The following is a 25,027-nucleotide window of genomic DNA, read 5'->3' as shown; positions in this document are numbered from 1 at the left end:
CATGTCCTCGAACCGCGACATCGACACGTTGATCGACCTGATGGCCCGGCTTCCGGGCCTTGGGCCGCGCTCGGCGCGCCGCGCGGTGCTGCACCTGATCCGCAAACGCGGGCTGCTGCTGTCGCCCCTGGCCGACAGCATTGCCCGCGTGGCCGCCACCGCGCGGGAATGCGTGAACTGCGGCAACGTGGGCACGGCGGATGTCTGTGACATCTGCACCGACGAGACCCGCGCCAACGGCGAAATCTGCGTGGTCGAAGACGTGGCCGACCTTTGGGCGATGGAACGCGCGGGCGTCTTCAAGGGCCGCTATCACGTGCTGGGCGGCACACTCTCGGCAATGGACGCAATCGGCCCGGAAGAACTCCGCATCCCCCGCCTGCTGGACCGTATCGGCGAAGAAACCGTCGGCGAAGTGATCCTGGCCCTGAACGCCACCATCGACGGCATGACCACTGCGCACTACATCGCCGATCAACTCGGGGACGGCATCCGCCTGACCTCGCTCGCCCAGGGCGTCCCCATCGGAGGCGAGCTCGACTACCTCGACGACGGCACCATCAGCGCGGCGCTGAAGGCGCGGCGGGTGTTGTGAGGGGGCCCGGTCGTATTGACGCAAACGGTTGCCTTCGGCGCGGCACGCCATCAATAACGAACATTGATACGTCAGATCGGGCAACTGATATTATCGCTTAAATTTTTTGACGGCCTAGACCTAGTAGAATAGCCTACCGCTGTCACTTCTAGTTTCCCAACCTAAAATAGCCTATGGCGGCTTTCGTCAGGCAGCAGCCCTTCAAATCAAGCATACTCATAGGGCTTTATGCTATCTCGATCACAATTCGCGAGCGGATTACTTTTCAGAACTCGACTCGCCAAATAAATTTAGATACTTCCTTAAATCGAGGTTATCAATGAAAAATACTATAAGAGTATATCACTTCATTTGCGATCACTGGGCAGCTGAAAACGTTAGAAATAGCCGCCTGAAGCTCTCTTTTTCAGATAACGTCAACGATCTATTTGAGCTTATGCCGTTTGATTTCGGATATGACGAAGATGCTCGTGTGCGTCGTAAAGCTTGGAAATGCGCAAGAGCGAAGCATTCAGTGTCGCAAGGCTTCATTTCATTCTCCGAAAATTGGAATGTACCGACTATGTGGGCACACTACGCGGACAATCATAAGGGAGTATGCTTGGGGTTCGATCTTCCACTGAATAGGAATGACGGGACACCCTACGCCACGAAAATAAAATATGTAGACAGGCTATACCCGATGGACGCGCGAATATTGACCGACGAGACTTACAATCGTGAGATGGTCAAAATCGCCAGTGAGACCAAGAGCAATCATTGGTCCTACGAGAAAGAATGGAGATTTTGGTTTTCGCTCTCCGGAGCGGAGAGGGATTTAAAGAACGCGAACTCGAATCAACTGATATTCGCAGACTTCGACGAAAACTTGGCTCTGAAGGAAGTAATTTTCGGGGTGAAATCCAGTCACACCACAGATGGGTTCAAGGCATTACTTGACCAGCCTGACGAAGTAAAGTTCACAACAGCACGACCATCTTTCCGCCGATTTGAGATGGTGCCGCAACTAAGACCAAGTCTACAAAAATAGCACTGCACTTAGCTCACCAACGCTTCCGAATGCTACAAGCCTGCGTTAAAGTCATAGTATTCCGCATAATTTTCGGCAACAGCCTCCGCCACCCCTACCCCCAACAAAAAGGGGCCTTCCGGCCCCCTTCCCTGTCGCATCAATACGAACCGATCAGCGGTCGTCTTCGTCTTCGTCGTCGTCGTTGTCCGGCAGGTTGAAGAAGCTGTCGGCGTCCGAGAAGTCGGCGGGGGATTTGCGGTCTTCGTCTTCGTCGTCATCCGAGGACGGCGAGAGGGTGAAGGTTTCCAGCCCTTCGATGGCCGTCGGCAGGCGCGGTTCGGTGTCCATCGACAGCGACTGTTCGGTGCTGACAAGACGGCGGCGTTCGTCGTCGGTCATCACTGCGCCCTCGGCTGCGCGCTTGGCGGCGGCTTTCTGAACGGCGGTGTCCAGTTCCGACTGTTTGCACAGGCCCAGCGCCACCGGGTCGATCGGCTGGATGTTGGCGATGTTCCAGTGGGTGCGCTCGCGGATCGCCTGGATCGTCGGCTTGGTGGTGCCAACCAGTTTCGAAATCTGCCCGTCCGACAGCTCGGGGTGGAACTTGACCAGCCACAGGATCGAGGCCGGGCGGTCCTGGCGTTTCGAGAGCGGCGTATACCGCGGGCCACGGCGCTTTTCCTCGCCCGCGGCGGCGGCGTTCGGCTTCAGCTTCAGCCGGTGCAGCGGGCTGTTCTGCGCCTGGTCGATTTCGCGCTGTTCCAACTGGTTGTTCGCCACCGGATCAAAGCCCTTGACGCCCGCGGCCACGTCGCCATCGGCGATGCCCTGAATTTCAAGCTCGTGCATGCCAACGAAATCCGCGATCTGCTTGAAACTGATCGTCGTGTTGTCCACCAGCCAGACGGCAGTGGCCTTGGGGTGCAGCAATTTCGACATCGCGTGTCTCCTAAACTCAAGCCTTCCCCGATGCCTGGCGGAGCAGGCTGTCCTGGCGCGGGGGCCGGGACGGTTTCCATTGTCGGGGAAATCCGGGCTTCTATAATCCAGATGGGTTAATAAGGAAAGAGCCGATGCGCTGGATTTTGCTGTGGATGCTGAGCGCCCTGCCACTGGCGGCCGAGGGCGGGAGACCGGGACAGTTCGATTACTACGTGCTGTCGCTCAGCTGGTCGCCCAACTGGTGCGCGCTGGAAGGGGCGCGGCGCGGCAATCCGCAATGCGACGCCGGGCGCGGGCATGGCTGGGTGTTGCACGGGCTGTGGCCGCAGTATCACCGCGGCTATCCCAGTTTCTGCCAGAGCGCCACGCGCCCACCCTCGCGCGCCGAGACCGCCGGAATGGCCGACATCATGGGGTCAGCCGGGTCCGCCTGGCATCAGTGGAAGAAGCACGGCACCTGTAGCGGGCTGACATCGCAGGATTATTTCGCACTCGCGCGCGAGGCCTATGGCAGCGTCACCCGCCCGCCCCTGCTGCGCAAGATCGACAGGCCGATGCGCCTGCCCGCCCGCGTGATCGAAGAGGCGTTTCTGGAGGTCAACCCGGCGCTAGAGCCAGACATGGTGACGATCACCTGCAAGGCGGGTGCGGTGCAGGAAGCGCGGATTTGCCTGTCGCGCGATCTATCTCCGGTACCCTGCGGGCAGGATGTCGTGCGCGATTGCCGGATGTCGGACGCCGCATTCAGGCCCATCGATTAAACATGAAAACGCCCGCGGCGGCACCGCGGGCGTCTCAAATTCGATCTAATTTATGGCTCAGGCGGCCTTGCGACGGCGCAGAGCGGCCAAACCGGCCAGACCACCGACGATCAGCAGGCCCGAAGCAGGCAGCGGAACCGGCGCAGGCGCAACAGTCATTACATCCTGGTTCTGGGCGCTTTCAAAGAAGGTCATGTCGTACAGACCGGTCAGCGGGCCGGACATGCCGTTCAGATAGGTCTGCGCCTGTGCCAGCGCACCGGCATTGTTCGAGGCGCTGAAGTTGCCCGAAGACAGATCAAGCCCGGTGTCGCCATCCATGATGACTTCCCACAGGGCGACCTGCAGACCGGCAGCTTCGACAGCGGTGTCGATCACATCGCCCAGGCCCATACCGCCCAGCGCGTTCGAAAACAGGCTGTCGATGCGCGACAGCGTGGTGGCGCCGAAAAGATTTGCGTTCACGGTGGCCTGCTGCGGGTTGCCAAGGTACTGGCTCAGATCAACGCAGAAGGCGAGGAAGTCGCCAATGCCATTGTCGCCGGTCAGGTGGAACAGGCCGGCCTGCACGTTCCCGTCGATGCCGGGGCCACTGGTGGCGATCTTGACGGTTTGCTGCAGGTTGCTCGGGCCAAAAACGCCGCCCGACTGATACGTGATGTTTACGGTCGAAGCCGACGCCGCCGACGCCCCCAGGCCGGCGGCCATGGCTAGGCCAAGAAACAGATTTTTCATACTCACACACTCGCTACTGGAAACATGGCGGCTCCAACGTGGCACCCGCCGATAATTGTACTCAACGTGTGGTTAATGACACATTCTCGCCACAACCTGCAATGGTTCACTTGGAAACGATCTATTGCCACGGGGTCACCAATAGATGCTTGGCGCAAACAAATAGGGCCGCCCTTCGGGCAGCCCTTTCCTGGCCTGTGAGACTTGCCTCTAGCCCAGCGTCAGCACCGTGCTGCCGGTGGTCTTGCGCGCCTCAAGCGTGCGGTGCGCCTCGGCCACATCGGCAAGGGCGAACCGTTGATCGATGTGAATTTTCACCGCGCCGCTGGTCACCTTTGCGAACAGCTCGGCCGCCATCTGCTGGCACGCGGCATGATCGGCGATGTGGGTGAACAGCGTGGGCCGCGTCAGCTTGAGCGAGCCCTTGCCGCCAAGAATGCCGATGTTGACCGGCGGCACCGGGCCCGAAGCGTTGCCAAAGGAAATCATCATCCCCAGCGGCTTCAGACAGTCGAGCGAGCCCTCGAACGTGTCCTTGCCCACAGAGTCCATCACAACGTCGACGCCCTTGCCATCGGTCAGCTTTGCGACCTCGGCCTTGAAATCAGCGGTGCGGTAATTGATGCAATGGGTTGCGCCATTGTCCAGCGCCAGCTGGCATTTCTCATCCGTTCCGGCGGTGCCGATCAAGGTGATCCCCTCGTCGCGCGCCCATTGGCAGGCAATCAGCCCGACGCCCCCGGCCGCGGCATGAAAAAGCACCGTGTCGCCGCGTTTCAACGGGGTCGTGCGGTGAAACAGGTAGTTCACCGTCAGCCCCTTCAGCATCATGGCCGCGCCGGTTTCAAAATCCACCCCCTCGGGCAGTGGGCAGACCTGCGCGGCAGGCATCACCCGCGCCTCGCAATAGGCGCCCGGAGGCGCGGCGGCATAGGCGGCGCGGTCGCCCTCTTTCAGATGTGTGACGCCTTCGCCCACCGCTTCGATCACACCGGCGGCTTCCATGCCCAGCGCGTGCGGCAAGTTCAGTGGATACAGCCCCGTGCGCTGATACACGTCGATAAAGTTGAGACCACAGGAGCGATGCGAAATCCGCACTTCGCCGGGGCCGGGCTCGCCCACCGGGCGGTCCACCAGTTTGAATTGTTCGGGCCCGCCAAAGGCTTCGATGATTGCGGTTTGCGCCATGTCTTCCCCCTATTCGCCTGCCACGCGCAGGACGATCTTGCCAATATGACCCGAGCTTTCCATGCGCGCATGCGCCTGCGCGGCATCGGTCAGGTCGAATGTGCTGTCCATCACCGGCGCGATCCGCCCCGAGGACAACAGCGGCCAGACCTTTTCGCGCAGCTGGTCGGCAATCGCCGCCTTGGCCGCAACGCTTTGCGGCCGCAGGGTCGAGCCCGTCACCGTGATGCGCCGCGCCATGATCTGGGCAAAGTTCAACTCGGCCTTGGGGCCTTGCAGGAAGGCGATATGCACGATGCGCCCGTCGGTCGCCACCGCTTGTACGTTGCGGGGGATGTACTCGCCGCCCACCATATCAAGGATCAGGTTCGCGCCGCCTTCAGCCTTGAGAATTTCAACGAAATCCTCGGTCTTGTAGTTGATCGCGCGTTCGGCACCCAGATCGGTGCAGGCCTTGCACTTTTCGTCGCTGCCGGCGGTGGCGAAGACGCGCGCGCCGAAAACGGTGGCCAACTGGATCGCCGTTGTCCCGATGCCGGACGACCCGCCATGCACCAAAAACCGCTCGCCCCCTTGCAGTCCGCCGCGCATGAAGACGTTGGACCAGACGGTAAAAAAGGTTTCGGGCAGGCAGGCGGCCTGTTCAAGGCTCATCCCGTCGGGCACGGGCAGGCAATGGGCCGCCGGTGTCTTGACGTATTCGGCGTATCCGCCACCGGGCAGCAGCGCGCAGACCCGGTCGCCCACGGCGATGCCCTCGGCGCCTTCACCCACTTCGACCACCTCGCCCGCGGCCTCAAGCCCGGGCAGGTCACTGGCGTCGGGCGGCGGGGCATAGTTGCCCGCGCGTTGCAGCGCGTCGGGGCGGTTGACCCCGGCAAACGCGACGCGGATCACCACCTCGCCCTGCCCCGCCTTGGGGCGCGGGCGCTGCGTTTCCTGCAACACCTCGGGCCCGCCCGGGGCTGTGATTTCGATTGCGCGCATCTGGTCAGTCATAGGCTTCCCCCTTGATTTGTGCGCACCTTGGCCAAATTCGGGGGCAGAGGCAATGCGCCGCCCGCGCCCTAGCCGACACGCCCCGGGGCGCGGCGATGCGCGGGCGCGCGGACCTGCCCCAAGACCCGTTCGGGCAAGGCCAGAAACGGCTTCAGCAGCGGGTTGCCGCGCAGATCGGCCTTTACCTTTTCGAACCGCATCACATCGGCAATGCGCCGGTCGATAAACGCCCGGGTATCGGCGTGGCCCTCGCTGGTGTCGCCCAGCCAGAACAGAACGCAAGACCCGTAAACTGCCGACAGCGTCATGCGCTTGGTGTACCAGTTCACATCGTTCGAGGCATCGCCCAGCACCCGCCAGATGGTGTCGGCCGTGCCCCAGATCAGCCCGGCACCTTCGGCCGCGTGCTGCGGCAGGGCAAAGAGCGTGGTGGCGCGGCGCACAACTTCCGCATCGCCCGCCAGCTGGATCCGCTGCCAGATCAGCTCGGCGACCTTTTCACTGTAGCGCAGGGCGGAAATGTCGATCTCTTCCGCGCGCGCGGCCAGCGCGGCGTCGCCAGCGTGGTGAGCGGACACGGCCAGATCGACCGCACCGCGTGGGCAGATCGCGCGCGCTAGGTCCGGATCGATGCCGGTGTCACGCACGGCGGCGGCGAAGGTCTCGGCACTCCACCCGTCAAAGGGCACATGGGACAGCGCGGCCTCGCGCAGTTGGGCGATGATGTCGGGTTGGGGCGAATCGGATGTCTGCGTGTCGGGCATTTCTGCCTCCTTCGCTGCGAGAGTTCATGCCATCGTCCCGCATTCGGGGCAAAAATGCAAAGCCCAAGCGCCGGTTCAGCGGCCAAAAGCCGCCCGGGACTGGACAGGCGCGCCCCTGCCTGCTATACGCGCGTCTCCTGCAAATCCTTGCAACTCAACTTAGAAAGGTGGTGAAAACCACATGCAGGTTAGTGTTCGCGACAACAATGTCGATCAGGCGCTTCGTGCCCTGAAGAAAAAGCTGCAGCGTGAAGGCGTATTCCGCGAAATGAAGCTCAAGCAACATTTCGAGAAGCCGTCCGAGAAAAAAGCGCGCGAGAAAGCTGAAGCGATCCGCCGCGCCCGTAAGCTGGCGCGCAAGAAAGCACAGCGCGAAGGCATGATGTAAGCTTTCCGACGGCATTGCCGACACGAAATTGACGACCCCCGGGGCCTTGGCTGCGGGGGTTTGTCGTTTCTGGCGCAGGTCAAACGCGCCCTACCCCAGCCACTCCGGCACAGCCCGAACCGACGGCCCCGCCAGCAGAACGCGAGTCTCTTGCACCGTCAACATCGGGCGTGCGGGCGCCATTCCCCGGCTGCACCCGACACTGTCGCGCAACAGGGCGTCGGGGCCGTCCCCGCCCAGTTTTTCCTCGACCAGTTCGCCCAGAAACAGGCTTTCACAAGCGATGCCGCCTGCCAAAAGCAGTTCGTGCCGGTCAAACAGCAGATGCACATAGGTGATTGCGCCACAGGGTTCGGGCACGATGTCGCGCCCGTTCACCAAAGCCTTGGCCGGCACGAGCACCTCGGCCGCGCCAAACATCAGTTCGGCCCGGTGCGACCGGATCAGCAGGCGATGGTCGCCCGACAGACGCAGCCCCTTGGCATTGCCAAGGCTGCCTGCGCCGATCCGCACCGGGGCGGCCGCGCCGATCCCCGGGCGCGTCGCCTGCCCGACCCAGCGCACCGCCTGCGGCCCGTGGTCCAGCGTGTCCAGCACATCGCCCGGTGTTACATCAATGGCGCGGATCGGCCCGTGCGGCGACGACAGCCGCGTTTCGGAGGCAAAGCAGATATAGCTGTGGGTATAGGCCGGATCTTGATCGGAATGGTGGAACACCGGAGGCGTGCCACCGTTGAAGTTGGCATAATACCACGCGTTCAGGTCCATATCGGGGGTCCAGACCACCTGCGCCGTTGCGCCGTTCAACAGGCCTTCGAATACGACAATTCCAGCACCACCCGACCCCGGATCGCTGCGCGTCACCACCGCGCCGATGATGGTGCCGCCCCCGCTCGGGCCGCTCCACGACAAGTCGTATGTATCGCCCGGGTCGAACCGGCGCGGATCGGGGTTGCCGTCGTACGTGGTGATGACAAGGCCGGTACTGGCCGACGGAGGGTCGTCGAATCCGCTGGTGCCTGGCGCGCTGTAGACATTCGCCCCGGTCGATACCGCGAATTCGGTGTCCTTGCCGAAAATATCGAATGTCAATTCTGTCCTCCTTTGGCGGGTGCAGAATGACGGACAATGCTGAATATTAACCTAAAGGCCGCCTTGCAGAGGCAGGGCCGTGGTGCGCAGCACGGTACGCAGGGCAAAGCTGCTTTGCATCTGGGCCACTCCCGGCAGGCGGCTCAGATGCTGGCGGTGGATGCGGGCGAAATCCTCGGTATCTTCGGCCACGATCTTGAGCAGGTAATCGGCCGTGCCCGCCATCAGGTGACATTCCAGCACGTCGGGAATGCGCGCGACGGCCTTCTCGAAGGCGTCCAGCAGATCATCCGCCTGCCCCTGTAGTGTGATTTCGACAAAAACCGTTGTGGGCACGCCCAGCTTGCGCGCATCAAGCAGGGCGACGTATTTGGCGATATAGCCTTCGGCCTCCAGCCGTTGCACACGACGGTGGCACGCCGAGGGCGACAGATGAACACGCTCGGACAGGTCGGCATTCGACATCCGCCCTGAACGTTGCAGGGCATCCAGTATGCGACGATCTATGGAATCAATACTCATGCGCGGCGATTTCTTGCACGCAGCCGGCCTGATGTCGAAGGAAATTCGATGGATAGCCGGTGACCCAGGCATATCTTTGAAATTTCTTGCACAGGTTCCGCGCTAGCCTACCCTATCAAAAAAGTGTCACCGCGACCCAAAGGAGACCAAGATGAAACTCGGCTGCCCAACAGAGATCAAACCCCAGGAATTTCGCGTCGGGATGACGCCGAATGCCGCGCGAGAGGCCGTGGCCCACGGGCACGAGGTGATGATCCAGCAGGGTGCAGGCGTTGGCGCCGGGTTCCCCGATGCCGATTACATCGCCGCCGGCGCGCAGATCGTCGACACGGCCGAGGAGATTTTTGCCAGCGCCGAGATGATCGTGAAGGTCAAGGAACCCCAGGCGGGTGAGCGCAAGATGCTGCGCGAGGGGCAGCTGCTGTTCACCTACCTGCACCTGGCGCCGGACCCGGACCAGACCCGCGATCTGCTGGCCTCGGGCTGCACCGCGATTGCCTATGAAACCGTGACCGATGCTGCCGGGGGGCTGCCGCTGCTGGCGCCCATGTCCGAAGTTGCGGGCAAGCTGGCGCCGCAGGTGGGGGCGTGGACGCTGCAAAAGGCCAATGGCGGGCGCGGCGTGCTGATGGGCGGCGTGCCCGGCGTGGGCCCGGCGCGCGTGGCGGTGATTGGCGGCGGCGTGGTGGGCACCCATGCGGCCCGCGTAGCGGCCGGGATGGGAGCGGATGTCACGGTGCTGGATCGGTCATTGCCGCGGATGCGCTATCTGGATGACGCCTTTGGCGGGGTGTTCAAGACCTCCTACGCCAGTGCAGGCAACACGGCTGAACTGGTCGCGCAGGCCGACATGGTGATCGGCGCGGTGCTGATCCCCGGCGCCGCCGCGCCCAAGCTGGTCAGCCGCGCGCAGCTGGCCGACATGAAACCGGGTGCCGCGATTGTAGATGTGGCCATCGACCAGGGCGGCTGTTTCGAAACATCTCGCGCGACCACCCACCAGGATCCCATCTATGACGTGGACGGGATCATGCATTACTGCGTCGCGAACATGCCCGGCGCCGTGGCGCGGACGTCAACCATTGCACTTGGGAATGCCACGATGCCCTTCATGCTGGCGCTGGCCGACAAGGGCTGGCGCGAGGCCTGCGCCACCGATCCGCATCTGCTGAATGGTCTGAACGTCCACGCGGGCAAGCTGACCTATTTCGCGGTCGGCAAGGCGCTGGGGATCGACGTGACCTCGCCGCAGGTGATCGTCAAGCAGAGCTAGGCTCTGAAAGCCCCCGGGATGGCCCGGGGGCGGTTTCGCTGCGTCAGCCCTGCGCTTTCAGCGCATCGCGGATTTCGATCAGAATATCCTTTTCCGAAGGGCCGGTTTTGACTTCGGGCGCGACTTCGTCCGGCTTTTCCGCCATTGCCTTGACCCGGTTCACCATCTTCACCAACACGAAGACCACCCATGCGATGATCAGGAAATTGATGACCGCCATGAGGAAGCTGCCATAGGCAAAGACCGAGGCCCCCGCCTCGCGCGCGGCCTCGAGGCTGGCGCCGGCGGGCACGTCACCCGACAGTACGAAATAGTTGTTGGTGAAATCGACGCCGCCCGTGAACAGCCCGATGATCGGGTTGATGATATCGGCGACCATCGAGCTGACGATGGCCGTGAAGGCCGCGCCGACGATGATACCAACGGCCATGTCCATGACATTGCCCTTGGCGATGAAATCCTTGAATTCCTGCAGCATATGACGTTCCTCGACCGACCCTGACATGCGGCTTCGCAGTTGGGGCGCCTTTTGTTGTTTTCACCCTGCGATGTTTTTTTGCGACCTTACCGCGCCACCGCCCACCATTTGCCCGCGAAGAGATGCGGGACAGGTCAACCTTACAGCTATTCGCGTGTCTTGGGAGAGCGAAATCGCCTGCCCGCGTTTACCGCGCTCTTGCCGTACCTAAGCATGGGTCGACATGGATGTCGGGACACGGCAGCCACGGAAGGTGGGGGCTCTGCCCCCGTCCCTGCGGGACTCCCCCGGGATATTTGGAGCCCAAAGAAGACTAGGACGGCAGCGTGCCGTCGAGGGTGTAGCGCAGGATGTCGACCACCTGTTCCGGTTCTTCGGCGACGGCGAGCGCGGCGGCGCAGACCTCTTTCAGCGCGTGGGCATGGTCGGGGCCATGCAGGACGATCAGCGACTTGCCCAAGGCGGCGGCGTAGCCCGCGTCAAACGCCGCGTTCCACTGTTTGTACTGCGCGCCGAAGCGGACCACCACGATATCGGCCTCGGCGATCAACTTGCGGGTGCGGATCGCGTTGAGCTTTGCGCCCTTGTGATCGTGCCAGACCTTGTTCGGCTCCGCGCCCAGGATAGCCACGCCGCAATCGTCCGAGGCGGCGTGGTCGGTCACCGGGGCCGAGAAGGTGACATCAAGACCATTGGCGCCCGCGATGATCCGCTCGCGCCAGTCGGTGTGGATTTCGCCGCTGAGGTAGACGCGGTATGTCATAGCTGTCGCTCCTGTTGTCAGCCGCGCAGGTTGCCGCCGGTGGCCTTGGCGACCTTTTCGACGATCTTGGCCGATGCCGCTTCGATTTCGGCTTCGGTCAGCGTCTTGTCGGTGGGTTGCAGCCGCACGGTGAGGGCGATGGATTTCTTGCCCTCGCCCAGGCTGCCACCGATGAATTCGTCGAAGACGCGCACTTCGTCGATCAGCGCCTTGTCGGCGCCGGCGGCCGCGTTGACCAGCGTCAGCGCCTCGACCTGCTGATCGACCACAAAGGCAAAGTCACGATCCACCGGCTGAAGATCGCGCAGTGCCAATGCCGGGCGGGTCGCGCCAGTCTTGCGGGGCAGCGGGATTTCCTCGGGCCAGAGGGTGAAGGCCATGACCGGACCTTTCACGTCCATCTCGGCCAGCACCTTTGGGTGGACCTCTCCGAAGATGCCCAGAACCTTCTTGGGACCAAGGCAGATCTTGCCGTGGCGGCCCGGATGCCACCAGCCTTCGGCGCCGCGCAGGATTTGCACCTTGGCGGGCGCGCCCATGGCGGCGAGCACCGCCTCGGCGTCGGATTTCACATCGAAGACATCCACCGCGCGGGCGGCGCCATGCACGTTCTTCGGCCCGGTGCGCCCGACCAGAAGGCCCGCGATCTGGGTGTGCTGCTGTTCAGGTTCACCGCCATCAAAGGCCGCGCCTATTTCGAACAGGCCGAAATCGTGGAAGCCGCGCGCCTGGTTGCGGGCCGCCGCCTGCAACAGGCCGGGGAGCAAAGAGGGACGCATATGGCTCATTTCCGAGCTGATCGGGTTTTCCAGCATCGTGGCGTCGTCGCCACCGCCAAACAGCGCCGCGCTGGTGCGGTCGATGAAGGAATAGGTGACGCATTCGTTGTAGCCAAGCGCCGCCGCGCTGCGCCGGGCCGCCTGTTCGCGGCGCTGCATCGGAGTCATCACCGGACGCGGAATGCCCGAGCCGAGGCGCGGCAGCGGTTTGCCCACCAGTTTCGTCAGCGAGGCGATGCGGGCCACTTCCTCGACCAGATCGGCCTCGCCCTGCACGTCGGGGCGCCAGCTGGGCACATGGGCCATCATGCCTTCGAGACGGAAGCCGAGGCGGGTCAGCGACTGGCGCTGTTCGCTTTCGGGAATCTCCATCCCGACGAGGCTTTGCACCCGCGCGGCATCCAGCCGGTAGGCGCGGGAGTGGTCGGGCACGTCGCCCGCCACCACCATCTCGGATGGCTCGCCACCACAGAGGTCAAGGATCATCCGCGTCGCCAGTTCCAGCCCCGGCAGGGTGAATTCGGGATCGACGCCGCGTTCGAAACGGTAGCGCGCATCCGAATTGATCTTGAGCGCGCGGCCCGTCATGGCGATCTGGACGTGATCCCAGAAGGCCGATTCAAGGAACACGGTCGTGGTCTCTTCGCTGACGCCTGTGGGCTCGCCGCCCATGACGCCGGCGATGCTTTCGGGGCCTTCATCGTCCGAGATCATGATCATGCCGGGCTGGAAAGTATAGCTGCGTTCGTCCAGCGCCTCCAGCACCTCGCCGCCTTCGGCGCGGTGGACACGCAAGTTGCCCTGCATCTTGTCCACGTCAAAGACGTGCAGCGGGCGGTTGCGGTCGAAGGTGAAGAAGTTGGTGACGTCGACCAGCGCCGAGATCGGGCGCAGGCCGATGGCCCGCAGGCGGTTTTGCAGCCACGCGGGGCTGGGGCCGTTCCTGACACCCCGGATCACGCGGCCTGCGAAGACGGGGCAGCCGTCCAGCGTGTCGTCGTTGATGCTTACCTTGACCGGGCAGGCAAACGCGCCTTCCACGGGATCGACATTGCGCGGTTTCAGCGTGCCAAGACCGCGCGCCGCCAGGTCGCGAGCGATGCCACGCACACCCAGCGCGTCGGGCCGGTTCGGGGTGATCGCGATTTCGATCACCGGGTCCACCTTGGCCGGGTCATTCGCGGCCAGCCAGTCCACGAACCTTTCGCCCACCTCGCCCGAGGGCAGCTCGATAATGCCGTCGTGTTCGTCCGACAGCTCCAGCTCGCGTTCCGAGGCCATCATGCCGAAACTTTCGACGCCGCGAATCTTGCCCACGCCGATGGTGGTGTCGATGCCGGGGACGTAGACGCCGGGCTTGGCGACCACCACAGTGATGCCCTGCCGCGCGTTCGGGGCGCCGCAGATGATCTGCAATTCGCCCTCGTCGGTGTCGACCTTGCAGATGCGCAGCCGGTCGGCATCGGGGTGCTGTTCCGCTTGCGTGACATAGCCAAGCGTGAAATCGCCCAGCTTGTCGCCGGGGTTCACGATGTCCTCGACCTCGAGCCCAAGGTCGGTCAGCGCCTCGGCGATTTCGTCAACGCTGGCCTTTGTATCCAGGTGATCCTTGAGCCAGGACAGGGTGAATTTCATGGTCGCGTATCCTTGGTCAGCCGTGCAGGCGTTTGGCCAGATCGTCGGTGTCGCCGATGGCCGCAAGTTTCAGTTCCCGCGCCAGCCGCAATGTCGGCTTGGTCGCAAACAGCACCGACCCGACGATGAACAGCCAGGTGCCGGGGGTCTGCCATGCCTCTGACAGGAACATGACCGAACCGACAAGAAACATCATGGCGGCCAGGAAATCGATGGCCGTGTAGACGATTTCGAACAGCGCATAGATACGCTTGCCGCGGTCGCTTCCGTTGCGGTTGTCAGAGTGAAACAGCATCCCCTGCTCCCCGTGGTTCGGGTTGGTTTCGGTCAGATGTGGCAATGGCAAAGAAAGGGCCAAGATGCAAGGCTGGCGGCGGGTGCCAGCGTTATGCCAATGGTCGCGCCGGCACGGGCAGGCGCCACCCAGCGGTGCCGCCGGGGTATGCCCTTACCTGCTCAACCCGCCGTGCAGCGTCGGCTGGTCAAGGCTGGCAAAGCCGTAGTGGCGCAGCCAGCGCAGGTCGCTGTCGAAGAACGCGCGCAGGTCGGGGATGCCGTATTTCAGCATCGCGATGCGGTCGATGCCCATGCCAAAGGCAAAGCCCTGCCATTTGTCGGGGTCGATGCCACCGGCGGCCAGCACCTTGGGGTGCACCATGCCCGAGCCCAGAACCTCCATCCAACCGTCGCCTTCGCCGATGCGCAGCTGTCCGTCGACCCAGGAACACTGGATGTCGACTTCGGCCGACGGCTCGGTGAAGGGGAAATGCGAGGCGCGGAAGCGGGTCTTGATGCCGTCGATTTCAAAAAACGCGGCAAAGAATTCCTCGAGCGTCCATTTCAGGTTCGCCATCGAGATGTTCTTGTCGATCGCCAGGCCTTCGACCTGGTGGAACATCGGCGTGTGGGTCTGGTCGTAATCGGCACGGTAGACACCACCGGGGCAGATGATGCGCAGCGGCGCGCCCATCTTTTCCATCGTGCGGATCTGCACCGGGCTGGTGTGGGTCCGAAGCACATGCGGCGGGCGATTGTCGCCCTCGGCGCGGTGCATGTAGAAGGTGTCCATCTCGGCCCGCGCGGGGTGGTGGCCGGGAATGTTCAGCGCGTCGAAATTGTACCAATCGGTGTCGATGCGCGGCCCTTCGGCTACGGAGAAGCCCATTTCGGCAAAGATCGCCGTCAACTCTTCGGTCACCTGGCTGACGGGGTGCACGCTGCCCTGGTGGCGCGGGCGGCCCGGCAGGGTCACATCCAGCCACTCGCTGCGCAGCCGTTCATCCAGCGCCGCGTCTTCCAGCGCCGCCTTCTTGGCGGCAAGGGCCGAGTTGATTTCATCCTTCAGCGCGTTCAGCGCCGGGCCTGCGGTCTGCCGTTCCTCGGGCGTCATGCGGCCAAGTTCGCGCATCTTCAGCGCCACTTCGCCCTTCTTGCCGACGGCGGCCAGACGGATCTGCTCAAGCGCGTTTTCGTCTGCCGCATCGGCAATCTGGCCCAGATACTTCGACTTGAGATCGTCCATCGCATTCACCTTGTCCACTTGGCAGCCCTGCTATCACACCGGGCCGCGAAAACAAGCGCAACGGCCCGGAAATGGACAGCCCCACGGGCGCAGGCTAGGGTCGCGGCACGCAACGAGGGAAAGCGCAGCAGATGACAGCCCAAGCCACCGATACCCCCGCAGGACCGGCCCGGCCCTGGCTTGTGCTGTTCGGGCTGTGCCTTGGGGTCTGCGTCACCAACGGGTTTGCGCGCTTTGCCTATGGGCTGATCCTGCCCGCGATGAAATCGGAACTGGGGTGGACCTATGCGCAGGCCGGGTGGCTGAACACGGCCAATGCGCTGGGCTACATCGTGGGCGCGGTCCTTACGATGGCGCTGATCGGGCGGATCAGCCCGGCGCATCTGTTCAACTTCGGCCTTGTGACCACCGCGCTGTCGCTGCTGGCGACCGGCCAGAACGAGGCGCTGTGGTGGCAAAGCCTGTGGCGCATCCTGGCCGGCGTCTTTGGCGCCATGTCGTTTTCCACGGCGGGCGCGCTGACCGCGCAGTTGTTCCACGACGCACCGCGCAAGACCGCGTTGGCAATCGCGTTGCTGTTCGGCTTTGGCGGGGGTCTGGGGATCGTTCTGTCGGGGGCGGTGCTGCCGCTGATGCTGGACACATGGGGCAACGACATCTGGCCGGTGACATGGACGGTGATCGGGCTGGCCTGCGTGGTGATGGTGCCGCTGGCGCTGTGGTCGGGGCTGGTGCTGCGCCCGCCCCCGGCGCAGCCGCGCCCGCCGAAAGAGCCGCTGCCGTTTCGCGCGATGCTGGGGCAGCTGGGCGGATACGGCGGGTTCGGCCTTGGCTATATCGTCTATTTCACCTTCCTGTCGGCCTGGATGACGGAACAGGGATCCAGCGCGCGGCTGATCGCGCTGACCTGGGTGATGCTGGGATGCTGCCTGTGCCTATCCCCATTCTTGTGGCGCCCGGTGCTGGAACGGTTTCGCGGGGGCCTGCCGCTCGCAATGATCCTGACCGGCATCGCCACGGGCACGGTGCTGCCGATCTGGTTCCCCTCGGGCGCGGGCCTGATCGCCTCGGCCACGATCTTCGGGCTTTGCGTCTTCATGTCTCCGGGCGCCGTCACCGCCTTCGTGCGGCACAACCTGCCCGCCAGCAGCTGGGGCGCGGCAATCAGTTTCTTCACCGTGGTCTTTGCCGTGGCGCAGACCGTCGGCCCCTATGCCGCCGGCTGGCTGGGCGATGCGACCGGCGACATCGGGACAAGCCTTGAGGTCGCCGCTGCCGTGTTGATGCTGGGCGCGCTCAGCGCGCTGTTGCAGCGGCCTATCCGGCCAGCGGGATCAGCGCCTTGATCGCCATCCACAGGCCCATGCCGAACATCATCACGTTTTCGGTCAGGGAAATCGCGCCCAGCGGCACATTGCTGTCACCGCCCATGCAGGCGCATTTCAGCTCTCGCTTGTCGATGTAGACCGCCTTGAATACCGACACCGCGCCGATACCGCCGATAATCATCGCAATGGGTGCCGACAGCCAGACCAGCGCGCCCGCCGTCATCAGGATGCCTGCTGCCGCCTCGGCATAGGGGTAGATATAGCCATAGGGCACCCACCGCCGCGCCAGCAGGTCGTAGTTCAGGAACATGGTCGAAAAGCTCTCGACATCGCTAAGCTTCTGCATCGCCAGCAACACCATCGAAACGGAAATGAACCATTCGAACGTGCGCAGCCCGATGCCCATGCCGGTCGCAAGGCTGATCGCCAGCGCCATAAGCGCGCCAACCGCAAACAGGCGCAGCACCGGGGCGTAATTCTTGCCGTCACTCTCGGAGGTGTCGAAATGATCGCGCAGGGCGTCATAGCCGCCGATGCGCTCGCCCCCGATCCAGGTCTGCGGCGTGGTCTTGACGCCGTGGCGGTCCTTGAAGGCGTCGGTTTCCTCGCGCGTGGTCAGCCAGTGGTCGATCACCTCGTAGCCTTCGCGTTCCAGCAGCCATTTGCTTTTCAGCCCATAGGGACACAGGTGATCGGGCATCACCATGCGGTACAGAACCGCCGTTTGCCCGGTGCTGTCGCGGGCGGGGTTGGTGGGCAATCTGCCGGAATGGGTCAGTGTATCGGTCATTTCGGGCCTCGCATCGTCGGACGAACGGGCGCCACGGGCGGGCGCCCTTTGCTTACCCAACGGCCCACCCCTGCCCTTCGGTTCCCGAATTGCGCCGAGACCAACGGAAAAAGCCGCCCCGGTTTCCCGGGACGGCCTTTTAATTTCGATGGTGCGGCGATCAGGCGGCCAGCGCGCCTTTGGCCTGCTCGACGATTGCGCCGAAGGCTTCGGGCTCGTGTACGGCCAGATCGGCCAGAACCTTGCGGTCCACCTCGATCCCGGCCAGCGACAGGCCGTTGATGAAGCGCGAATAGGTCAGCGCCTCGTCGTGCGACCGCACAGCCGCGTTGATCCGCTGGATCCACAGGGCGCGGAAGTTGCGCTTGCGGTTCTTGCGGTCACGGGTTGCGTACTGGTTCGCCTTGTCGACGGCCTGCGCGGCGACCTTGAAGGTGTTCTTGCGGCGGCCATAGTAACCTTTGGCGGCCTTGATGACCTTCTTGTGACGGGCGTGGGTGACGGTTCCACCTTTGACTCGGGACATATCCGGGGCCTCCTATCAGCGGTCGTAGGGCATGTAGCCCTTGACGATCTTGGCGTCAGGGGCGGACAGCGTGGTGGTGCCGCGGGCGTCGCGGATGAATTTCTTGGTGCGCTTGATCATGCCGTGGCGTTTGCCGGCCTGCGCGGTGAGCACCTTTCCGGTGGCGGTCACCTTGAAGCGCTTCTTGGCGCTTGATTTCGTCTTCATCTTGGGCATTTCCGTCTCCTGTTCTTCAGATCGGTACGAAACGCGACTCGGCATGCCACATCGGCCGGTCGCGCGGTCAGAGGGGCCGTGTAAGAGGGATTCGGACGTATTGCAAGCGGGAATATCCCGGTGTTCAGGGCAGGAACCGGGCCACCACGCGAAAGAACGCCTCTGGCACGTCGGCCGGGGCATAGGCCCCCTGCGCCGTGCCCAGCGCATAGGCCACCAGACCGACGGCGATCATCCCCGAAGCGACCGGCGCAATCGGGCGACGCCCGTCGCTATAGGCCGCGACGAACGCAGGCACCGACAGGGCGGCCAGCACCAGCCCGAGGACAAGACATAGGTCGGTGTGGGGCGTCATCGGGTCCGGTTTCAGATATGCGATACTGGGCCGCAGCTTATCCGGGATCGGTGCTGTAAATCAAACGCTCGTCACAGGGCGCAACGCGCAGGATGTTGGTGGTGCCCGGCACGTTGAACGGCACGCCCGCCATCACCACGATCTGATCTTTGTCCGTGGCAAACCCGGCCGCGCGCGCCACCCGGGCGGCATTGACCACGGCCATCTTGAAGCGGCTGAGTTCACCAACCATGAAACAGGTGCAGCCCCAGCTGAGCGCCAGACGCCGCGCGGTATCGCGCTGCGACGTCAACGCGACAATCGGCACGCCGGGGCGTTCGCGCGCGGTCAGCAGCGCGGTGGTGCCGCTTTGGGTGAAACAGCAGATCGCCTTGATGTCGGTGGTTTCCGCGATTTCGCGCGCCGCCGCCACAATTGCATCGGCCACGCCCGATTGCCGCCCATCGCGCGAGGCGGCGATGATGCCGTGATAGTTGGTGTCGGCCTCGACCTCGGTCGCGACCTTATCCATCGTGCGTACGGCCTCGATCGGGTAGCTGCCCGCGGCGGATTCGGCCGAGAGCATGATCGCGTCCGAGCCTTCATAGATCGCCGTTGCCACGTCCGACACTTCGGCTCGGGTGGGCATCGGGCTTTCGATCATCGATTCCAGCATCTGGGTCGCCACGATCACCGGCTTGGCCGCCGCGCGACATTTCCGCGTCAGCCGCTTCTGGATCGGCGGCACCGCCTGCACCGGCAGTTCCACGCCCAGATCGCCGCGGGCCACCATGATCCCGTCGGAGACGTCGAGAATTTCATCAAAATTCTCGACCGCCGAGGGCTTTTCGATCTTGGACATGATGGCCGCGCGCCCGGCGGCCAACTCGCGCGCCTCGATCACGTCGCGGGGACGCTGCACGAAGGACAGCGCCAGCCAGTCCACCCCCAGCGAGCAGGCGAATTCCAAATCGTCGCGGTCTTTTTCCGACAGGGCCGCCAAAGGCAGCACCACGTCGGGCACGTTCACGCCCTTGCGGTTGGAAATCACCCCGCCCGTCACCACCGTGCAATCGGCAGACTCGGCATCGCAGCGATTCACCTTCAGGCGGATCTTGCCATCGTTGACCAGCAGGTGCGCGCCGGTTTTCAGTGCGGCAAAAATTTCGGGATGCGGCAGATTCACGCGACTGCTGTCGCCTTCGGCTTCGTCCAGATCAAGCCGGAAGGCGGCGCCTTCCTCCAGCGTTTCCTCGCCATTGGCAAAGGCGCCGACGCGCAGCTTGGGGCCTTGCAGGTCGGCCAGAATTGCGATGGGGCTGTCCAGTTCCTTCTCGATCTCGCGAATGATCTGGTGCTTGGCGCGAATTTCTTCGTGGGTGCCGTGACTCATGTTCAGGCGAAACACATCGGCCCCCGCCTCGTGCAGGGCGCGGATCATGTCATGCGTGTCGGATGCCGGGCCAAGGGTGGCGACGATTTTCACGTTTCTCTGGCGTCTCATGATCCTGCTTTCCCGCGTTCTGCTCGTATTTGTTATCGCAAACACATGTAACCGGTTTATGGACGAATTCCCCCGGCGCGACAACTTGCCCTTTTTCCTGTGCCACGCGGCGCGCCGACGAACAAGCCAACGGCGGCAGCGAACCCGGCATTGGGTGACATTCCCCATCGCAATGCCTAATTTACGGGAAAGACAGGAGTGCCCAATGGACCGCCAGACCGAAATCGAACTTGAAGCCGCCGCCTTCCGCCGCTTGCGCCAGCATCTGATGCAGGATCGCACCGACGTTCAGAACATCGACCTGATGAACCTTGCCGGGTTCTGCCGCAACTGCCTGAGCCGCTGGTACCAGGAAGCCGCCAATTCCAAAGGCATCGAAATGGGCAAGGACGAGGCCCGCGAGATTTTCTATGGCATGACGATGGACGCGTGGAAGGCCAACCACCAGACCGAGGCGAGCGACGCCCAGAAGGCCGATTTCAAGACGGCCTTCGCCGAGAATGTCGGGAAAGGCTAAGCTGCTTCCATCCGCGCGGCGATTTCGCGGATGAATCCCGCCGTTTCCGCCGGGGCAGTGATCGGCAGCATATGCCCCCGCCCCGGCAACGCGCGATAGCTGACACCATATTCCTGCATCGATTGTCCCTGCGCTTCGGGCGACAGCAAGATGTCGCCATCGCCATAGAGCACACCCGCCGGCACCGACAGCTCGCCATAGCGCGCCTGCTGCGCGGGCATCGCCGTTTCCAGCATCACCAGATCGCAGGATGCCGTGATAAAGGCTTTGGGACGCAGCCCAAGAACGGCCGCCGCGCGGGTCATGAAATCGGGCACCGGCGTTTCGGGGGCAAAGGCGAAATCGATCACCTTGTCGGCAGTCGCCTTGCCCACCGGTCCTGCAATCGTATTGCCGACGAAGCGGCGCATGAACGGGGTACGAAGTTCGAGCCCCTTGAAAATCGCAGGAACCTCGTCTTGCACGTGCGTCAAAGGCGCAATCAGCGCCAGCGCGCCCGTTTTCTCGGGCCGGTCCAGCGCCATCGCCAGAGCCACGGCTCCGCCCAGCGAATGCCCGGCGATCAGCGGGCTTTTTACCCCAAGATCATCCAGAAGCGTTCCGATCATCCGCGCCTGCATCGCCAGCGCCGCATCATCATCGCGTTCTCGGACCGAGTAGCCGCAGCCGGGGCGGTCGATGGTGATGACACGGAAATCCGGCGCCAGCAGCTCAGCGACACCATAGGTGAAGTGCTGCAACTGCGCCGATATCCCGTGAATCAGTACAACGACCGGCGCGTCGGGCCTGCCGTGTTCAACATAGTGGATCGCCCCGCCCGGAACGGGATGCAGCTTGCCCGCCTGCGGCACCTCGCGTTCGGCCTGCGCCGCCAGAAACCGGGAATAAAGGTACAACCCAAGTACCAGCAGCGCCAGAACCACAATGATCCAGAAAAAAATCTGCACGGCACAGCCCCCGTTTATCCGGGGCTTATCCCCCGCCCGCGATCAAAGCGCAGCGGGGGCCAGGGCGCAAGCAGCGATCAGACTGCGGCCTTGCGACTTTCTTCCAGATAGATCTCGCGCAGCCGCGGTGCCACCTTTCCGGGCACACCCTCCCCGATGGTTTGCCCGTCGATTTCTACCACCGGCATCACGAAGGTGCTGGCCGAGGTCACAAAGGCCTCGTCGGCCTCCTTCGCCTCGTCGATGGTAAAGCTGCGCTCTTCCACCTTCATCTGAGCCTCACGCGCGAACCGCAGCACGGCGGCGCGGGTGATCCCGTGCAGGATGTCGTTCGACAGGGCGCGGGTGATGATCGTGTCGCCCTTGACGATATAGGCGTTGTTCGAGGTGCCTTCGGTCACGAACCCGTCTTCGATCATCCAGGCATCGTCGGCCCCGGCCTTCTTCGCCATCATCTTGCCCATGCTGGGGTAAAGCAGCTGCACCGTCTTGATGTCGCGACGGCCCCAGCGGATGTCTTCGATCCCGATCACGCGGATGCCCTTTTTCGCCGCCGGATTGTCGGCCAGGCCCGGCTTGGCCTGGGTGAACAGCACGATGGTCGGTTCGGTGGTTTCGGGATCGGGAAAGGCAAAGTCGCGATCCCCGGCAGACCCGCGTGTGACCTGAAGGTAAATCATCCCCTCTGTGATCTCGTTCTTCCGAACCAGCTCGCGGTGAATGTCCAGCAGTTCCTCGGTCGTGACGGGCGCGCGCATGTCCAGCTCGTCCATGCTGCGCTGCAGCCGCTTGGCATGTCCGTCAAAGTCGATCAGCTTGCCGTCCAGCACGCTGGTCACCTCGTAGACGCCGTCCGCCATCAGGAACCCACGGTCGAAGATCGAAATCCGGGCTTCGGCCTCGGCTAGATACTCTCCGTTGACATAGACGATACGGCTCATGCGGGGCTCCTTCGCGGGCTGGTACGGGGCCGGGCACGGGGCACGGCCGGATGTGTGTCGGTATACGCGCGCGGGCTGCCGTGTCCAGCACCCGCGCGATATGGGCTTACCCCCAAAGGCCCGGTTCCGGCGGATGCACCCCCGCCTCGTCAAATCGCAGGGGCTGCGCCCGATCCTCGGCCAGCAGCAGCGGCCCGTCCAGATCGACAACCGACGCCTCCTGCGCCACCAGCACGGCAGGCGCCATGGCAAGAGAAGACCCCACCATGCAGCCGACCATCACGTCATAGCCCGCGGCCAAAGCCTCGGTCCGCAGCGCCAGCGCCTCGGTCAACCCACCTGTCTTGTCGAGCTTGATGTTCACCACGTCATATTTGCCCTTCAGCTTGGGCAGGCTCTCGCGGTCATGGCAGCTTTCATCGGCACAAACGGGCACCGGCCGCGCCATGCCGATCAGCGCCTCGTCCTCTCCTGCGGGCAAGGGCTGCTCCACCAGTTCTACGCCCAACCGGGTCAGATGCGGCGCCAGATCGGCGTAAACCTCGGCGCTCCAACCCTCGTTCGCGTCCACGATAATCCGCGCGGTCGGCGCCCCGGCGCGAACGGCCTCGAGGCGCGGCATGTCGTCGGGCGTTCCCAGCTTGATCTTCAGCAAGGGCCGCATCGCGTTGCGCGCGGCCTGCGCCATCATCGCCTCGGGCGTGCCCAGCGACAGCGTATAAGCCGTGATCCGGGGTCCGGGCGCAGCCAGCCCGGCCAGGTCCCAAGCGCGTTTGCCGGCACGCTTGCACTCCAGATCCCACAGCGCGCAATCGACCGCGTTGCGCGCAGCCCCCGCCGGCAGGTGATCGACCAGAGCGGCCCGGGTGATCCCCGAGGGCAGGCCCTCGATCTGCGCCTGCACATTGTCCAGCGTTTCGCCGTAGCGGGCATAGGGCACGCATTCGCCCCAGCCGCGATGGGTGCCATCGTCCAGATGCACCGTCAGCACCTGTGCCTCGGTCCGCGACCCGCGCGAGATGGTGAACACCTCGGCCAGCCGGAACACATCGCGGCGCACCTCGATCTTCATGATCCCCGCTCCTTCTTTGGGCTCCAAATATCCCCGCCGGAGGCATCCCCGCCCCCGGCAGTCGGTTCCGCCGGCTAAAGCGCGGCCAGGGCGTCGGCCAGACGCGCGGCGCCCTGACGGAACGGATCGACGGTCGGCAGACCCAGACGCGCCTCGACCTCGGCCATGTAGGCCACTGCCTCCTCCTCGCCCAGATGCTGGGTATTGATCGACACGCCCACCACCTTGCAGCCGGGGTTCGCGACCTTCGCCAGTTCCAGCGCCATGTCGCGCACGGCCTCGAGGCTTGGCAGGCGATAGCCCGGCAACCCGCGCATGTGCTCGCGCGTGGGTTCATGGCACAGGATCAGCGCATCGGGCTGACCACCATGGATCAGCGCCATGGTCACACCGGAATAGGACACATGGAACAGGCTGCCCTGCCCCTCGATGATGTCCCAGTGATCGGCATCGTTGTCCGGCGTCAGATATTCGATCGACCCGGCCATGAAATCGGCGATCACCGCGTCCAGGGGCACGCCTTCGCCGGTGATCAGGATGCCCGTCTGTCCGGTGGCGCGGAAAGTGCTTTTCATGCCCCGCTCACGCATCGCCGTGTCCAACGCCAGCGCCGTATACATCTTGCCCACGCTGCAATCGGTGCCGACCGCCAGTACCCGCTTGCCGCTGCGCTTTTCGCCATTGGCAATCGGATATTTGACCGACGGAATCCGCACATCGTGCAGCTTGCGCCCGCAGGCTTCGGCAACTGCCACCAGATCGGGTTCATCGCGCAGCAGATTGTGCAAGCCGGAGGCCAGATCAAATCCCTCTTCCAGCGCCGCCACCAGGACCTTTTTCCAGGCCTGGCTGATCACACCGCCCCGGTTCGCCACGCCGATCACCAGGGTCTTGGCGCCCGCGTCGCGCGCCTCGGCCAGCGTCATGTCAGTCAGCTTCAGATCGGCCTTGCAGCCCTCCATCCGGTACTGCCCCACCGCATTCTCGGGCCGCCAGTCCTTGATTCCCTGGGCCACCTTGGCCGCCAGCGGATCGGGCGCGTCGCCCAGAAACAGCAGATAGGGAGTCTCGATCATGGGGCGATTCCTTTGCGTGTCGCGATATTGACCTCGCCACCGTAACCACGGGTGCATTCAAATGCATGTTGAAATCACACAAGAAGACACAACCGAACAGGATGATATTGCGCGAGAGAAGATTTTTCGTCAAAAATCTTGCGTGTTTGCCGACATGGACGACCGAAATCAGGTTTCACAAGGTGATCCAAGGCACATCCCGACAAGGTGCCGCCAGGATTTGACAAAGGGATTTGATGCCCGGTTTCGCATCAGCTTCCGTGCGATCATGCTGCGACTGCAAAATAGCCTTGCGAAGGCAAGCGCAATTTCATAACCCATGAAGCGA

General features: G+C 63.5%; 29 protein-coding genes. 8 read left to right on the top strand and 21 right to left on the bottom strand.

Going from position 1 to position 25,027, the window contains the following annotated elements; all coding sequences use genetic code 11:
* Nucleotide 1 precedes the first annotated feature (1 nt).
* Nucleotides 2-595: a recombination mediator RecR gene (gene recR, locus FGK64_RS16085; protein WP_138864841.1), complete on the top strand. Its 594-nt coding sequence runs from the start codon at nt 2-4 to the stop codon at nt 593-595.
* 319 nt (nt 596-914) lie between these two features.
* A complete protein-coding gene (locus FGK64_RS16080; protein WP_138864840.1) occupies nt 915-1,625 on the top strand; it encodes a DUF2971 domain-containing protein in 711 nt (236 codons plus the stop codon).
* A gap of 153 nt (nt 1,626-1,778) precedes the next feature.
* Here FGK64_RS16080 and FGK64_RS16075 read toward each other — a convergent pair whose 3' ends face one another.
* Nucleotides 1,779-2,546: a DUF1013 domain-containing protein gene (locus tag FGK64_RS16075; RefSeq protein ID WP_138864839.1), complete on the bottom strand. Its 768-nt coding sequence runs from the start codon at nt 2,544-2,546 to the stop codon at nt 1,779-1,781.
* 134 nt (nt 2,547-2,680) lie between these two features.
* On the opposite strand from FGK64_RS16075, the gene FGK64_RS16070 reads away from it, so the two are divergent.
* Entirely contained in the window at nt 2,681-3,310 is a 630-nt protein-coding gene (locus FGK64_RS16070; RefSeq protein WP_138864838.1) for a ribonuclease T2 family protein, read from the top strand.
* Nucleotides 3,311-3,367: 57 nt separating this feature from the next.
* Here FGK64_RS16070 and FGK64_RS16065 read toward each other — a convergent pair whose 3' ends face one another.
* From FGK64_RS16065 to FGK64_RS16050, 4 genes are all read right to left on the bottom strand, one after another.
* Nucleotides 3,368-4,045 (bottom strand): VPLPA-CTERM sorting domain-containing protein, encoded by a 678-nt coding sequence (locus FGK64_RS16065; protein WP_138864837.1) that lies wholly within the window; start codon nt 4,043-4,045, stop codon nt 3,368-3,370.
* Between the two features lie 210 nt (nt 4,046-4,255).
* The gene (locus FGK64_RS16060) at nt 4,256-5,233 is read right to left on the bottom strand and encodes a quinone oxidoreductase family protein (RefSeq protein WP_138864836.1); all 978 of its coding nucleotides are present in this window, start codon (nt 5,231-5,233) and stop codon (nt 4,256-4,258) included.
* A 9-nt stretch (nt 5,234-5,242) separates the two neighbouring features.
* On the bottom strand, nt 5,243-6,232 hold the full coding sequence (locus tag FGK64_RS16055) for an NAD(P)H-quinone oxidoreductase (protein WP_138864835.1): 990 nt from the start codon (nt 6,230-6,232) through the stop codon (nt 5,243-5,245).
* Nucleotides 6,233-6,300: 68 nt separating this feature from the next.
* Nucleotides 6,301-6,996, bottom strand: a complete 696-nt coding sequence (locus tag FGK64_RS16050) for a COQ9 family protein (protein ID WP_138864834.1) — start codon at nt 6,994-6,996, stop codon at nt 6,301-6,303.
* Between the two features lie 181 nt (nt 6,997-7,177).
* On the opposite strand from FGK64_RS16050, the gene rpsU reads away from it, so the two are divergent.
* Nucleotides 7,178-7,384 carry a 30S ribosomal protein S21 gene (rpsU, locus tag FGK64_RS16045; protein ID WP_007118112.1) on the top strand — a complete coding sequence of 69 codons (207 nt, stop codon included), beginning with the start codon at nt 7,178-7,180 and terminating at the stop codon, nt 7,382-7,384.
* A gap of 90 nt (nt 7,385-7,474) precedes the next feature.
* Here the strand turns inward: rpsU and FGK64_RS16040 are convergent, their stop codons facing one another.
* The gene (locus FGK64_RS16040) at nt 7,475-8,476 is read right to left on the bottom strand and encodes a Hint domain-containing protein (RefSeq protein ID WP_138864833.1); all 1,002 of its coding nucleotides are present in this window, start codon (nt 8,474-8,476) and stop codon (nt 7,475-7,477) included.
* Nucleotides 8,477-8,527: 51 nt separating this feature from the next.
* Nucleotides 8,528-8,998 (bottom strand): Lrp/AsnC family transcriptional regulator, encoded by a 471-nt coding sequence (locus tag FGK64_RS16035; RefSeq protein WP_138864832.1) that lies wholly within the window; start codon nt 8,996-8,998, stop codon nt 8,528-8,530.
* A 151-nt stretch (nt 8,999-9,149) separates the two neighbouring features.
* On the opposite strand from FGK64_RS16035, the gene ald reads away from it, so the two are divergent.
* On the top strand, nt 9,150-10,271 hold the full coding sequence (ald, locus tag FGK64_RS16030) for an alanine dehydrogenase (RefSeq protein ID WP_138864831.1): 1,122 nt from the start codon (nt 9,150-9,152) through the stop codon (nt 10,269-10,271).
* Nucleotides 10,272-10,314: 43 nt separating this feature from the next.
* Here the strand turns inward: ald and mscL are convergent, their stop codons facing one another.
* The 5 genes from mscL to pheS all read right to left on the bottom strand — a co-directional run bounded on the left by mscL (nt 10,315) and on the right by pheS (nt 15,448).
* On the bottom strand, nt 10,315-10,749 hold the full coding sequence (gene mscL, locus FGK64_RS16025; RefSeq protein WP_138864830.1) for a large conductance mechanosensitive channel protein MscL: 435 nt from the start codon (nt 10,747-10,749) through the stop codon (nt 10,315-10,317).
* A 313-nt stretch (nt 10,750-11,062) separates the two neighbouring features.
* Entirely contained in the window at nt 11,063-11,512 is a 450-nt protein-coding gene (locus FGK64_RS16020; RefSeq protein WP_138864829.1) for a YtoQ family protein, read from the bottom strand.
* Nucleotides 11,513-11,529: 17 nt separating this feature from the next.
* A complete protein-coding gene (gene pheT, locus FGK64_RS16015) occupies nt 11,530-13,926 on the bottom strand; it encodes a phenylalanine--tRNA ligase subunit beta (RefSeq protein ID WP_138864828.1) in 2,397 nt (798 codons plus the stop codon).
* Between the two features lie 16 nt (nt 13,927-13,942).
* Nucleotides 13,943-14,221 carry a YrhK family protein gene (locus FGK64_RS16010; RefSeq protein ID WP_138865027.1) on the bottom strand — a complete coding sequence of 93 codons (279 nt, stop codon included), beginning with the start codon at nt 14,219-14,221 and terminating at the stop codon, nt 13,943-13,945.
* Between the two features lie 153 nt (nt 14,222-14,374).
* Nucleotides 14,375-15,448, bottom strand: coding sequence for a phenylalanine--tRNA ligase subunit alpha (pheS, locus tag FGK64_RS16005; RefSeq protein WP_138864827.1), 1,074 nt, complete (start codon nt 15,446-15,448; stop codon nt 14,375-14,377).
* Nucleotides 15,449-15,579: 131 nt separating this feature from the next.
* Here pheS and FGK64_RS16000 point away from each other — a divergent pair, with 131 nt between their 5' ends.
* On the top strand, nt 15,580-16,794 hold the full coding sequence (locus FGK64_RS16000; protein WP_138864826.1) for a YbfB/YjiJ family MFS transporter: 1,215 nt from the start codon (nt 15,580-15,582) through the stop codon (nt 16,792-16,794).
* Here the strand turns inward: FGK64_RS16000 and FGK64_RS15995 are convergent.
* From FGK64_RS15995 to pyk, 5 genes are all read right to left on the bottom strand, one after another.
* Nucleotides 16,766-17,482 carry a MauE/DoxX family redox-associated membrane protein gene (locus FGK64_RS15995; RefSeq protein ID WP_171054122.1) on the bottom strand — a complete coding sequence of 239 codons (717 nt, stop codon included), beginning with the start codon at nt 17,480-17,482 and terminating at the stop codon, nt 16,766-16,768. The genes FGK64_RS16000 and FGK64_RS15995 overlap by 29 nt on opposite strands.
* A gap of 244 nt (nt 17,483-17,726) precedes the next feature.
* Nucleotides 17,727-18,092 (bottom strand): 50S ribosomal protein L20, encoded by a 366-nt coding sequence (gene rplT, locus FGK64_RS15990; protein WP_138864824.1) that lies wholly within the window; start codon nt 18,090-18,092, stop codon nt 17,727-17,729.
* 15 nt (nt 18,093-18,107) lie between these two features.
* Nucleotides 18,108-18,308 carry a 50S ribosomal protein L35 gene (rpmI, locus tag FGK64_RS15985; RefSeq protein WP_138864823.1) on the bottom strand — a complete coding sequence of 67 codons (201 nt, stop codon included), beginning with the start codon at nt 18,306-18,308 and terminating at the stop codon, nt 18,108-18,110.
* Between the two features lie 124 nt (nt 18,309-18,432).
* The gene (locus FGK64_RS15980; protein WP_138864822.1) at nt 18,433-18,663 is read right to left on the bottom strand and encodes a hypothetical protein; all 231 of its coding nucleotides are present in this window, start codon (nt 18,661-18,663) and stop codon (nt 18,433-18,435) included.
* A gap of 37 nt (nt 18,664-18,700) precedes the next feature.
* Nucleotides 18,701-20,146: a pyruvate kinase gene (gene pyk / locus FGK64_RS15975; protein WP_138864821.1), complete on the bottom strand. Its 1,446-nt coding sequence runs from the start codon at nt 20,144-20,146 to the stop codon at nt 18,701-18,703.
* Nucleotides 20,147-20,351: 205 nt separating this feature from the next.
* On the opposite strand from pyk, the gene FGK64_RS15970 reads away from it, so the two are divergent.
* Nucleotides 20,352-20,663 (top strand): DUF1244 domain-containing protein, encoded by a 312-nt coding sequence (locus tag FGK64_RS15970; protein ID WP_138864820.1) that lies wholly within the window; start codon nt 20,352-20,354, stop codon nt 20,661-20,663.
* On the opposite strand, the gene FGK64_RS15965 is transcribed toward FGK64_RS15970, so the two are convergent.
* The 4 genes from FGK64_RS15965 to dgcN all read right to left on the bottom strand — a co-directional run bounded on the left by FGK64_RS15965 (nt 20,660) and on the right by dgcN (nt 24,699).
* Nucleotides 20,660-21,610, bottom strand: a complete 951-nt coding sequence (locus tag FGK64_RS15965; protein ID WP_138864819.1) for an alpha/beta fold hydrolase — start codon at nt 21,608-21,610, stop codon at nt 20,660-20,662. The two genes, FGK64_RS15970 and FGK64_RS15965, sit on opposite strands and share 4 nt — an antisense overlap.
* Nucleotides 21,611-21,687: 77 nt before the next feature.
* Nucleotides 21,688-22,551 (bottom strand): D-amino-acid transaminase, encoded by an 864-nt coding sequence (locus FGK64_RS15960; protein WP_138864818.1) that lies wholly within the window; start codon nt 22,549-22,551, stop codon nt 21,688-21,690.
* A 106-nt stretch (nt 22,552-22,657) separates the two neighbouring features.
* Nucleotides 22,658-23,623 (bottom strand): N-acetyl-D-Glu racemase DgcA, encoded by a 966-nt coding sequence (gene dgcA, locus FGK64_RS15955; RefSeq protein ID WP_138864817.1) that lies wholly within the window; start codon nt 23,621-23,623, stop codon nt 22,658-22,660.
* 74 nt (nt 23,624-23,697) lie between these two features.
* Nucleotides 23,698-24,699: an N-acetyltransferase DgcN gene (gene dgcN / locus FGK64_RS15950; protein WP_138864816.1), complete on the bottom strand. Its 1,002-nt coding sequence runs from the start codon at nt 24,697-24,699 to the stop codon at nt 23,698-23,700.
* A gap of 61 nt (nt 24,700-24,760) precedes the next feature.
* On the opposite strand from dgcN, the gene FGK64_RS15945 reads away from it, so the two are divergent.
* Nucleotides 24,761-25,015 (top strand): hypothetical protein, encoded by a 255-nt coding sequence (locus FGK64_RS15945; RefSeq protein ID WP_138864815.1) that lies wholly within the window; start codon nt 24,761-24,763, stop codon nt 25,013-25,015.
* Nucleotides 25,016-25,027 lie beyond the last annotated feature (12 nt).

The sequence above is a fragment of the Arenibacterium halophilum genome (assembly GCF_005938225.1).
Lineage (GTDB): Bacteria > Pseudomonadota > Alphaproteobacteria > Rhodobacterales > Rhodobacteraceae > Arenibacterium > Arenibacterium halophilum.
The sequence above is the reverse complement of the archived record's forward strand: the minus strand, read 5'-3'. Positions and strand labels throughout refer to the sequence as shown.